Below are 12,258 nucleotides of genomic sequence, written 5' to 3' on the forward strand. Positions count from 1 at the left end.
AGTGTATTTCCATGACACAAACTTACAAGATAGCGTTTGAAAAAGTGCAGCAGCCCTCATATGAATTCCATAAAAAAACCGTTGTTTTGTCTGATGAAACGATGAATGAACGCAGAAAAAAGGTTCTTAATCAAATGAAAGCAAGAAATTTGGATTCGCTCCTGATTTATGCTGATCGAGAACATGGAGCCAACTTTGAATATCTCACCGGTTTCATACCCCGGTTTGAAGAGGCTTTATTAATTGTGAACAATCAAGGATCATCGTACCTCTTGCTCGGAAACGAAAATCTAAAAATGGCGAACTATTCAAGGTTTGAGGCAAAAGCCATTCACGTTCCCCATTTCTCCTTGCCTAATCAACCCATGGAGAACAAATCAAGTTTTACGGAGCTTCTTAAAGCCACCAATATTGAAAACAAGAAAATTGGTGTTGTAGGGTGGAAAGTTTTCACCAGTAAATATGATGATAATCATCAATTGTTTGATATCCCTTATTATATTGTGGATTCTTTACAGAAGGTTATTCAGGGCGACGGCTCCATAATAAATTGCACGGACCTCTTTATCGGGGAGGAAGACGGGGTTCGGACCGTAAATAATGCCGATGAAATTTCCTACTATGAATATGGATCAAGTCTGGCATCTGATTGTGTACAAAAAGCGATGGATGAAATAGAGCCGGGCAAACTGGATATTGAAATCGCCAGCTATTTATCTGCATTTGGTCAGCCTCATAATGTAACAACTATTTTTACAACCGGTGATCGGTTTACTAAAGCCGTCTTGTACCCGCAAAACAAACAGATCCAGCTCGGAGATAAGTTTTCGATGACTACAGGTTACAAAGGCGGTTTAACAAGCAGAGCCGGTTATATTGTATCCGATCCAAGCGAACTGCCGGAAGATGTCCAAGATTATCTCGAAAAAGCTGCAATTCCGTATTATGCAGCCGTAGTGGCTTGGCTGGAAAATGTAAAAATAGGCATGAGCGGCAGCGAAATGTATGATTGTATTCAAGCTGTATTGCCCAAAGAACAATTCAACTGGTCGCTAAATCCCGGCCACTTGGTGGCTGATGAAGAGTGGATGTGTTCGCCGATATATCCCGATTCCCAAACCCGGTTGAAAAGCGGGATGTTGTTTCAGGTAGACATCATCCCTTCCGTTAAAGGTTATGGAGGGACCGGTGCGGAAACAGGCATCGCTTTGGCCGACGAAGCTTTAAGAGAGACGATCAAACAGCAACACCCGGGTTTATGGGAAAGGTTTGAGCAGCGCAGAGCGTATATCAAAAACGTATTGAATATCGACTTACATCCAGAGGTATTGCCGCTTTCCAATAGCGTGGGTTATTACAGACCCTTTGCTTTGGCAAAAGATAAGGCTTTGATCAAACTTTAATGATGTAGCCCTTCACTGTTCCGTGACTACCACGGCGCAGGGAGGGCTCTTTTCATGATAGGCTGAAAGAAGGCAAAAAGCGTCAAACATTAAATTTAGCCCCATGCTATGATAATTTCCAGGAGGTGAAATGAATGACACGCAGTAAAGAAATTCAGACAGCTTTGAATTATATTGAAATGAATTTATGTGAGGAACTGACTTTAGATGAAGTTTCTAAAGTTGCAGGATTTTCGAAATTCTATTTTCATAGAACTTTTCAAAGAGAAGTCGGGATTCCTGTATATGATTATATTAGAAAACGCAGGCTTGCCAGTGCCGCATCCGCCTTATTAAATACGGATGTTTCCATACTTGATATAGCCCTAACATACCACTTTGAATCTCAGGAATCTTTTACAAGAGCTTTCAAAAGTATCTATCAATTACCTCCAGGAAGATACAGGTCAGCGACTGGATTATCACAGGAACCGCCCCCGAGAAATACCTGGGAAGCCTCGATCCTAATATATACCATATGGGCTCAAAATCGGCAACGGTTCGCTCTCTTACAGACGAATTTTCCAACGGTGAATTTGGTACCATCATGCAGCAAATCAGTGCTAAAAATTTCATCGCTAAGCGGATGCGTTCTTCCGGTTTTGTAAAAACTCAAGATGTGGAAGGCTGGTGCGGATTATGGTTTAGGATAGACGACGCCTTGGGAGATACTTTAAAGCTGGATAACATGCAAAGCAGGTCAATTACAGGAACAACCGAATGGAATCATTATTCTTGTGTACTGGATATACCTAAAAATGGAGCTATTATTAATATGGGTATGTTGTTGTACGGGAAAGGGCAGGCATGGCTTGATAATGTCAGCCTTCAGGAAGTTGACAACAATACCCCAACAACTGAATTCGTTCCTGAAGAAGTTTTTCCTGAGGAGAGGGGGAGCCCCTCTCTTCTTTAGCGTTTAGAGAAAATTGCCATACCCTTGTGAGAGCATAAATAAGTGTATGTCGTGAGATGCACAGTAAATTGTCGTCAAAACGGTAGTGTGGAAATGAGAAATTTGTTATGATTCTGCAATCGTAAAATAACCGATAATAGGATGATGACAGGACTGCCCTAGCCCGCTTCGGCAGTCTTTTAATGAGAATGTGGGGTGAGGAGTCGTGAAAATCCGGCATATTTCATGGAATTCGCTTCGATTTAAGATGGTTGTGGGGCTGCTGCTGGTTTTAATCCCCCTTATCACGCTGCTGATCTACAACAATTACTACAGCATCCATGTTGTACGTAACCAAGTGACGCTCTCCAATAAAAATTTACTCTCTTTATACACAAGACAGATCGACACCCAACTGCAGGATGCGGATCGAAATCTAATTCGTTTGTTGACTTATGACTATAGCATCCAGTCCATGGGGGCCCCTAATTCGGAGGACGAGTATCAAATGGCCAAGTATCGTGTTTCGCTAACGCTCGCGAACGATATTACTCTTTACAAATCCGTCGCTGCTTTTTTTGTATATTCCCATGCAAGGCAGGATTTATTGGACGTCTTTAAGGACGGGGTCCCCTTTTCGGAAAGGGATCAGGTGGAGCAGTTTTTGCACCGTTTCCTTGGTGAGCGTACCTTTCTTGCGGAGACCGGCAGAAGCAAATGGTTCGTGCGGAAAATCGGACAAGACTACTATGTGCTGCGAGTACTTCAATCGGGCGACCTTTATATCGGGGCATGGGTAAACGCGAAAACATTGCTTATCCCGCTTCATTTGATTGATCTGGGCAAAGAAGGAAGCGCGCTGCTCGTAACCAATCAGGGAGAACCGATGGTCAGCACCAATCCTTTGATGCTTGAAAATATCGATTTCACGAAGGGGTTCGAACAGTCTTACATGTCTGGAAGTAAAAATAAGGTGTTAATCGTCGGGGAATCTTCGCAAATAGGTGACTTTAACCTGGTGGCGGCTATCCCGAATGAGCAAATTTTGCAGAATCTGCCGCATTTGACTCGAATCATTGCGCTCATTTCACTCGCTTCCATTGGACTTATCCCGCTTAGCCTGCTGCTGCTTCGCCATATCCTTCTCATGCCGCTCAAGCGGTTGATTTCCGTTATGAGAAGGATCAACGACGAGGGCAACGTAAAAATGCGGATCAAGCCGTACCGTACATCGGATGAATTTCTGTTGCTTAATGAAACCTTCAACACGATGATGGGGCAAATTGAGGATTTGAAAATCAGTGTATACGAAGAGCAGTTGAGTAAACAAAAGGCGGAACTGCAGCACCTTCAGCTTCAGATTAATCCGCATTTTTTCATGAACGCTTTGAACATTTTATTTAATCTGGCCCAAGTAAAAAACTACGAGTTGATTCAAGAAATGATCCTGTGTTTAGTTCAGTATTTCCGTTTCATGTTTCGCAGCAACTTGACGTTCGTCTCACTGCAGGAGGAATTGCAGCATGTCCGCAACTACGTCCGGATTCAGGAACTCCGCTTTCCGCACAGTTTAACCTGTACCATTAATATTCCTGACTTTCTGGAGAATGTTCAAGTACCGCCGCTAGTAATCCAAACCTTCTTGGAAAATTCGATCAAGCACGGAGTCACGCTGGAGGAGCCTATACATTTATCTGTAGATATCGATTTGCAGGAAACCGGGCTGGAGCCATATATCGAGATCTTCATCCGCGATACGGGGAAAGGGTTCGAGGAGGAGATACTAACTCAGATACGCTCAGGAAACCGTGTCGTTGATGAAAAAGGCGAGCATATCGGAATATGGAATGTTCGCAAGCGATTGCAGCTGTTGTATGGCGATAAAGCGGCCCTTTCTTGTTATAACGGGTTTCCGCGCGGTGCCGTTGTAGAAATCAGGCTTCCATATTATTCGGAAAGAGGAGTTTAAGAAATGCTTCAATTATTGATTGTTGACGATGAAATTCATGCCGTAGAAGGAATCCGTTCGGGAATGGATTGGCATAAGCTAGGCATAACAGCCGTGTTCACGGCTTTTACCGTAAAACAAGCCAGGGAGCTGTTCGAAAAAGAACGGATCGATATGATGCTGTGCGATATTGAAATGCCGCAGGCCACAGGATTGGAGTTGACGGCATGGGTCAGGGAGCGGTATCCGCAGACGGAAACGATTTTCTTGACCTGCCATGCCGATTTCAAATATGCCCAGGAGGCTCTCCAATTAGGGAGTCTGGATTACATTCTCAAACCGATCCCTTTTGGCGAGCTTGAGAAAGTACTTCTTAAAGCGATCCATAAAATTAACAAGAAAACGGAATTAGCTGAGTATAGCCAATATGGCCGGTTCTGGTTCCGGCATCAGCCGGTGTTGATCGAACGGTTTTGGCTGGATATTTTGGACCAGACGATCCCGCCGAAAGCGGAGTCGGTGAAGCGGGCCGCGGACGAGCGCAATATTCCCTATGCCGAAGATATGAAATTTGTGCCGGTTCTTATTAGTGTGCAGAGGTGGCATAAACCGTTGACTTTGCGCGATGAGAAGATTTTGGAGTTTGCGCTTAGAAGTTCTGCCGAAGAAATTTTGCTCGGTCCCCGTCAAGACGGAAAAGTAATTGTGATCGGCAGCGGACGATTGCTGGCCATCTTATCTGCAGAGAGCAATGGAGATATCGAATCATCGCTGAGGGAAGCTTGCGAACGGTACATCGCAAGTTGCAGGCAGTATTTTTACTGCGATTTATCCTGCTATATCGGAGAAAATACCCGCGGACACGAGATGTTCGATATGGTAAACCGGCTTAACGCTTTGGAGGTAAACAATGTTGCATATAACAATAAGGTTTTCCTGCTGTCCCGTGTTCGCTTGCAGCCTCCCGTCAATCGGCTCCCTGATATGAGCTTGTGGGCGGTCATGCTGAAGGAGGGGAAGGACAGCCGGGTATTGGAAGAAGCGGCCGGTTATTTCGAGCGGCTCGTGCAGCAGGATGCATTGAATGCGCAACTGCTCCGCCAATTTTATCAGGATTTCGAGCAGATGTTGTATTATATGCTTCAAACAAAAGGGATCCAAGCCCATCAATTGTTCAGCGATAACGTCTCTGTGGAACTTGCGGCGGGCGCAACCCGTTCCGTGACCGAACTGACCGCATGGATGAAGCATACGGTAGGCAAAGCGATGGAATATGCAAACACGGTTGAACAATCGAAGAGTGTTATCGAAAGAGTTAAGCATTACATTAAACTTCATCTCGCACAAGATCTGTCGCGGGAAGATATAGCGAATCATGTTTTTTTGAACCCGGACTATCTGACCCGAATCTTCAAGAAAGAGACCGGGATGGCCGTCTCGGATTATTTGTTTCAAGAACGGCTCAAGCGGGCGCAAGAACTGCTGGCGAATACCGATATGCCGATCAGCGCCGTAGCATCCTATATCGGCTATGCTAACTTTTCTCATTTTTCCCGGATGTTCAAGAGGTACACCAGCCTTACTCCAAACGAATATCGCCAGGCAAATCAGGGGGAATAGTTATGACGATAAGCCTAAAGGGTGTATGCGCACTCCTCGTTGCGGCGGCGCATGTGACGGCAATAATGGACAAGCGCCGGCAGCGGGAGATCAGTACGCGAAGCCGGCGGAACAAGCGGTGGAGCTGAATATGGCTTTCCCGATTTTCAGAGCAGTGCCAAAGGACTTGTCTTTGGTGCAGGATTCGATTAACAAGATCGCACAGGAAAAAATCAATGCAACCGTAAAATTAATACCGATCAGCTACGGGAACTGGGACCAACAAGTCAATCTGATGCTGAGCAGTGAGGACAAGCTGGATTTGATGTTTGTCGAAGCAAGCAATTACAGCAACTATGTTGCAAAAGGGCAACTCGCTGCGCTGGACCAGCTTCTTGAGCGGCATGGCCAAGGGATACAGAAAGCGCTGGACCCGGTCTATTTGAAAGCGGCCCGAATTTCAGGGTCTATTTACGGTATTCCGACGGTGCGCGACTTTGCCAACAATCATGGATTTACCATGCGGCAGGATCTCGTGGATAAATATCAAATCGACATCAGCCACATTCGTACGCTGGATGATGTAGAGGCGGTCTTGAAAACGATCAAGGCTAATGAGCCCCATGTAGCGCCATTGATTCCGGGCAACATTGGCCGGTCCATGCTTGATTCGTACCGCACATTCGACACGCTCGGCGATTCGATTGGCGTATTGCCGAATTACGACAACAATCTAAAAGTCGTCAATTTATACGAGTCGCAGGAATATGCGCAGTTCCTCCAAAAGATGAGAAGCTGGTACACTCAAGGCTTAATCCAGAAAGATGCCGCAACAAACAAAACGTCTCAGTTCGATTTAATCAAGTCCAATCGCGGCTTTGCCTACTTCTCCAACATGAAGCCCGGTTTTGAACAGCAGGAATCGAAGAGCAGCGGCGCAGCGGTGGTTGCAGCAAGCTTGCTTCCACCGGTATCGACAACCTCAAACGTAACGAGTGTCATGTGGGGAATTCCGGTCAATTCCAAAGCACCGGACAAAGCAATGGATTTCCTGAACCTGATGTATTCGGACAAAGATATCGTAAATCTGTTCGATTGGGGGATCGAAGGGAAGCATTATGTGACGCACTCGGACAACGTCATTGATTTTCCTCAAGGCATCGACGCTCAAACCTCAGGCTACGGTTTAAATTTGGGATGGTTGTTCGGCAATCAATTCCTGTCTTATGTATTTAAAGGAGGCGACCCAACCATTTGGCAGCAAATGGATGAATTCAACAAGTCGGCAATAAAATCCAAGGCGCTCGGCTTTACGTTCGACGCAAGTCCTGTTAAGACAGAATACGCCGCGGTGTCCAATGTAGTTACGGAATACAAGCTTCCGCTCGAAACGGGCAGCGTCGATCCGGATAAGATATTGCCGGAATTTATTTCCAAGTTGAAATCCGCCGGAATCGATAAAATTATCGCGGAGAAACAAAAGCAGCTCAACGAATGGGCGAAAAACAATAAATAACGGGTGCAAATAGTCGGCAAAGTGCAAAGAGGAAGTCGGGGAAACGGTAGTTGGACAAACAGGATTTCATTATTATGAGGGTACAAGAGCAGAGCATGAAACAAGGAGTGTTGTTGATGTTGTATCCCATAATGACCGAAACCCGCAGTTTGCTTGAGCTTAATGGAGTGTGGAACTTCAAGCTGGATCATGGTGCCGGTTTTGATGAGCAGTGGTATAAATCCAGATTGCAAGATACGATTCCAATGGCCGTCCCTGCCTCTTTCAATGATATTGGGGTGACCGCCGATATTCGTGATCATGTAGGCTGGGTTTGGTATGAGAAAGAATTTACATTGCCCGGTGTGATGATGGACGAGCGTTTGGTGTTAAGGTTTGGGTCAGCCACACATACGGCCAAGGTTTATGTTAATGGGGAATTTGTTGTGGAGCATAAAGGGGGATTCCTTCCTTTCGAAGCAGTAATTCATGATTTTGTCCATACGGGGACAAATCGTTTGACTGTGGCCGTTAACAATGTTGTTGATTTTTCGACGCTGCCTGTAGGGCTTTATACGGAGGTTGAGATTCCGGGAGGCGGCAAAGAACTTAAAAACCGGCCTAACTTTGACTTCTTTAATTATGCCGGCATTCAGCGCCCCGTGAAGATCTACACGACTCCTCTAATGTTCATTCAAGATGTCACGGTGGTTACGGACATTGCCGGGAATTCCGGTGTGGTGAATTATTCTATAGAGATTTCGGGCTCCGCCGACGTTCACGTAACCGTGCTAGATGAAGACGGGCAAGCGGTAGCCGCGGCAGACGGTGCCGAAGGTGCTGTCACCATTTCCGATGTACGGCTCTGGCAGCCTTTGAACGCTTATTTGTATACATTGAAAATAGAGCTCATCCAAGATAACAGCTTAATCGACGTATACGAGCAGCCCTTTGGCGTGAGAACCGTGGAAGTCAAGAACGGACAGTTTCTGATCAACCATAAACCGTTTTATTTTAAAGGCTTTGGCAAACATGAGGACACGCCCATTCACGGAAGAGGGATGGATGAAGCCGCTAATATCATGGATTTTAACCTGATGAAATGGATGGGGGCCAACTCTTTCCGCACCGCTCATTATCCCTATGCGGAAGAAATCATGCGTCTCGCCGACCGGGAAGGGTTTGTGGTTATTGATGAAACTCCTGCTGTAGGTTTGGATCTGAATTTTCTGGTGATGTTAACCGGCGGCGAGAAGAAAAATACGTGGAAAGAGGTACAGACCTTTGAGCATCATCAGCAGGTGATCAACGATTTGGTCAGACGTGACAAAAATCATCCTTGCGTAGTGATGTGGAATGTAGCCAATGAGCCGGCTTCTTATGAAGAAGGTGCCTATGAATACTTCAAACCGCTTATTGAACTAATGAGGGAAGCCGATCCGCAAAAACGTCCGGTTACCTTAGTGACTCATATAGAGGCTTCGCCAAAGGCGGATAAAATTGCCGAGCTAGTGGATGTGCTGGCATTCAATCGTTATTACGGCTGGTATGTTGATGGGGGAGATTTAAAGTCCGCGAAAGCCAAGTTACGCGAAGAACTTAACGGCTGGCTGCAGCGCTGCCCGGAGAAGCCGATTATGATGACCGAATACGGAACCGATACGATCGCCGGCCTTCATGATGTGGAGCCCATTATGTTTACGGAAGAATACCAAGTCGAGTTTTACAAGGCAAACCACGAAATCTTTGATGAATTTGCCCATTTCGTGGGAGAGCAGGTCTGGAATTTTGCGGATTTTGCCACAAGCCAGGGAATCATCCGGGTACAGGGCAACAAAAAAGGGATCTTCACCAGGGATCGCAAGCCTAAAGCCGCAGCCCATGAATTAAGGAAACGGTGGATGCAAATTCCTGATTTCCATTATAAACAGAGCAAGTAAATTAGCGGAGGTGGAGAAAACATGAATCCGGAAACAAGCCTCGATACTTTGCAAGTTGAGCAAACAGGCACACAGACCAGGAAGTTTGGTTTTAGAGATAAGTTCGGCTATATGTTGGGGGATTTAGGCAATGACTTTTTCTTTATGCTCGTAGGAGCGTACTTGATGGTATACTATACGGACATTATGGGGATCAGCCCAGTTGCTGTAGGGCTTCTCTTCATGATCGCAAGGCTGTGGGATGCGCTCGCGGACATTTCATGGGGCAGATTTATCGACACAAGAAAACCTGGCAAACACGGGAAATTCCGGCCCTGGATTTTCAGAATGTCATTTCCGCTAGTCATTACGGGGATCTTAATGTTTGTCCACATTCCCGGACTGTCGGAGGGCTTTTATCTTGCTTATGCTTATGTCACTTATATTTTGTGGGGTACTTTATACAGCACGGTCAACATTCCCTACGGATCAATGGCATCTGTCATCACAAGTAATCCTGTTGAACGCACTACCTTATCGACATTCCGTACACTAGGTGCCACTATCGCTCAGTTGTTTGTCAACGCGATAGCGCCTTTAATTCTCTTTGTAGACAATAAGATAGATGCAAATCGGATCTTGCTTGCTGCTATTCTCTTTGGTATTTTGTCTTTGGCTTCTTATATCGGATGCTTCCGATTGTCAACAGAACGTATTACTTCCTCCAACACAGATAACAAAGCTAAATCCTCTATGTCCGCAACATTAAAGGGATTGCTTAAAAACAAGCCGTTGATTTCAATTTTGACTGCTTCGTTAATTTTTATGGTGTTTTTGATCTTGATTTCTACGGTCAACGTATATTTGTTTAAAGATTATTTTGGCAGCGCTTCAGCATTGAGTCTGGTAGGTGTAATGCAGGTTGTAACCGTTCTCATCGCCATGCCCCTGGCCAAACCGCTGGTTGCCAGGTTTGGTAAGAAAGAGGTTACCTCTACGGCTTTTCTTCTGACCTTCATAGTATATGGAATGCTGTACTTCTTACCGGGTCTTACAGCCAATCAATTTGTGGCCATTTCAGCTGTCGGCATGTTCGGTTATGCTTTCTTTAACTTAATGATCTGGGCCTTTGTCACGGATATCATTGATTATCATGAACACTTAACGGGGTTGAGAGAGGACGGTACCATCTATTCGGTCTATTCATTTTCTCGAAAGGTGGGTCAAGCGGTCGCCGGCGGTTTTGGCGGATTTGCCATCGGACTCATCGGCTACAATGTTAAGCTTGAAGTTCAGGAACAAAGAACCTTGAATGGTATTTATATGCTGGGTACCCTCGGGCCGGCGATCATTATTCTGCTTGTATTTTTAACTATTGTTCTGCTGTACCCGTTGAGTAAAAATCGGACTCTGCAGCTTGCTGAAGATTTGAAGAAAAAAAGGAATGGTTAATTCAACAATCAGCCCAATGAAGAAGCGATCCTTGATCACTCGCGTGATATCGGATCGCTTCTTGGTTTTTACCTCTTTTTCTTGATATGTATAATAAGAGTTAAAGCAAATCAAGGAGAAATATCAACTTTTTCCATATTCGTGCGTCTATAAGAGTATCATAGTCGTTTGGAGTGATCTTTTGTGAAGAACAAAATTTTGGTCATTAGCGCCACCTGCTTGTTGTTGAGCGCAGTATACGGCAACGTTGGGGATCCCGGGCAAGCTTCCGGGGCAAAGGACAGATCGGTATCGCCGCAAATATCTAATATGGCAAGCACTTCGGCAACCTTCGCAGACGCCGCTGAAGGCGGGGTGTTGCCGCTAACGTGGGAAAAAGTTGATGGTTCCGAAAAAGTCCAGGTGCTGGAAGGCGGGTTAAAGCAGGCGGATCGTATTGTGAAAGAAACGGATTTGTCCGGGGTTAACAGTTCCCAGGAAAACAAGATCGTTATCTATGCCCGTAAGAACGATACTAATTTCCTTTATGCAGCCTTGGTTCAAAATAATCTCGTGTATGATTTGGGGAAAGCGGCCGGTTATCATTACGATCAGGACGATGCTGTGACAGTCAGCAACATCATGTTATTCGGTAAGGAAGTCGTCAAAATCCAGGGCGCTGTCGGCGCGGCCGCTTCCATGACCCGTTACATTGAGTTGAAGGACGGGGAGCCGGTGCAGCTTATGGTGATCGATGAAGGCTATGCTGCGGAAATGGATGTGGACCACGACGGTTTGCCTGAGGTGATCGTGAGCTCTGGGACGATTCCGCATACCTCGGTTTACCGGTGGCAAGACGGGCATATCGGGCGGAGCAACCTCAACGAAGCATTGCAGGCGGAAGCTGTTTCCATCACCGAGGAGGGGGCGGTTTTGGCCGCGTTCGGGAAGGATCTATCCCTCGTCAAGCTGTATTGGCTGAAAAAGGACGGACTGCAAGAATTCAGTCAGTACACAAGCGACGAATACTACTCCGATCGCTTCGTTACCATCCCATATACGAGCGAAGAAGTAAAACAGATCCGGGAGCAAGCCGACGGCGCCCGCGTTTTTGATCCTTACGTACCGCGAAAAGGCGTTGCTACGGACTACGGAATGACAGCGGAGCAAGAGAAAGATGGAGTTATGAAGCTGACATATCCTCATTTTGTCGTCCGGCAGTCGAGCACGGATTTGCGGCAGAGGGAGGAAGGAAACGAGGGGTCCGGAGAGAAGTGGTATTTTCCCGATTTTACGGCGGAATGGATTGGGCTTCCGGAGAGCGAAGCGGGTGGGACATGGTATATCACGCGCGGTTCGACGCATATTTCCATCAGTACGGCCAAGTCGGTCAGCAAGGAGCAATTGTTGTTCGCCGCCGCGTCGCTTGTTCCTCTTGACGAGCTGAAGCTGCCCGGCGGAGAATACGAATAGAAGAAACGATATGGATGGCTGTGGGCAAACTCGGAAAACTTAAGCGAAGACCGCAA

Annotated in this window: 8 protein-coding genes and 1 pseudogene; all 9 read left to right on the forward strand. The window is 46.1% G+C overall.

The features are described 5' to 3' along the window. Positions 1–11: 11 nt before the first annotated feature. A complete protein-coding gene (locus tag ACLD72_RS01085) occupies positions 12–1,403 on the forward strand; it encodes a M24 family metallopeptidase (protein WP_410995054.1) in 1,392 nt (463 codons plus the stop codon). Between the two features lie 179 nt (positions 1,404–1,582). Further along, positions 1,583–1,798, forward strand: a pseudogene (locus ACLD72_RS01090) (helix-turn-helix transcriptional regulator); the annotation flags it as partial. Between the two features lie 122 nt (positions 1,799–1,920). Continuing rightward, the gene (locus tag ACLD72_RS01095; protein WP_458475543.1) at positions 1,921–2,358 is read left to right on the forward strand and encodes a hypothetical protein; all 438 of its coding nucleotides are present in this window, start codon (positions 1,921–1,923) and stop codon (positions 2,356–2,358) included. 205 nt (positions 2,359–2,563) lie between these two features. Further along, on the forward strand, positions 2,564–4,306 hold the full coding sequence (locus ACLD72_RS01100) for a sensor histidine kinase (protein ID WP_410995049.1): 1,743 nt from the start codon (positions 2,564–2,566) through the stop codon (positions 4,304–4,306). Between the two features lie 3 nt (positions 4,307–4,309). Continuing rightward, on the forward strand, positions 4,310–5,905 hold the full coding sequence (locus tag ACLD72_RS01105) for a response regulator (protein ID WP_410995048.1): 1,596 nt from the start codon (positions 4,310–4,312) through the stop codon (positions 5,903–5,905). A gap of 25 nt (positions 5,906–5,930) precedes the next feature. Beyond that, a complete protein-coding gene (locus ACLD72_RS01110) occupies positions 5,931–7,400 on the forward strand; it encodes an ABC transporter substrate-binding protein (RefSeq protein ID WP_410995047.1) in 1,470 nt (489 codons plus the stop codon). A gap of 116 nt (positions 7,401–7,516) precedes the next feature. Further along, entirely contained in the window at positions 7,517–9,319 is a 1,803-nt protein-coding gene (gene uidA / locus ACLD72_RS01115) for a beta-glucuronidase (RefSeq protein ID WP_410995288.1), read from the forward strand. 21 nt (positions 9,320–9,340) lie between these two features. Then, complete coding sequence (locus tag ACLD72_RS01120; protein WP_410995046.1) at positions 9,341–10,750, forward strand: MFS transporter; 1,410 nt, start codon at positions 9,341–9,343, stop codon at positions 10,748–10,750. A 183-nt stretch (positions 10,751–10,933) separates the two neighbouring features. After that, a complete protein-coding gene (locus ACLD72_RS01125) occupies positions 10,934–12,202 on the forward strand; it encodes a hypothetical protein (protein WP_410995045.1) in 1,269 nt (422 codons plus the stop codon). Positions 12,203–12,258 lie beyond the last annotated feature (56 nt).

It is taken from the genome of Paenibacillus lacisediminis, from assembly GCF_046567315.2.

Bases quoted from the DNA above. Each gene is read 5' to 3' on its own strand.
- ACLD72_RS01105 (WP_410995048.1), top strand. From the start codon at position 4,310: ATGCTTCAATTATTGATTGTTGACGATGAAATTCATGCCGTAGAAGGA.
- ACLD72_RS01095 (WP_458475543.1), top strand. From the start codon at position 1,921: ATGGGCTCAAAATCGGCAACGGTTCGCTCTCTTACAGACGAATTTTCC.
- ACLD72_RS01120 (WP_410995046.1), top strand. From the start codon at position 9,341: ATGAATCCGGAAACAAGCCTCGATACTTTGCAAGTTGAGCAAACAGGC.
- ACLD72_RS01085 (WP_410995054.1), top strand. From the start codon at position 12: ATGACACAAACTTACAAGATAGCGTTTGAAAAAGTGCAGCAGCCCTCA.
- uidA (WP_410995288.1), top strand. From the start codon at position 7,517: ATGTTGTATCCCATAATGACCGAAACCCGCAGTTTGCTTGAGCTTAAT.
- ACLD72_RS01110 (WP_410995047.1), top strand. From the start codon at position 5,931: ATGCGCACTCCTCGTTGCGGCGGCGCATGTGACGGCAATAATGGACAA.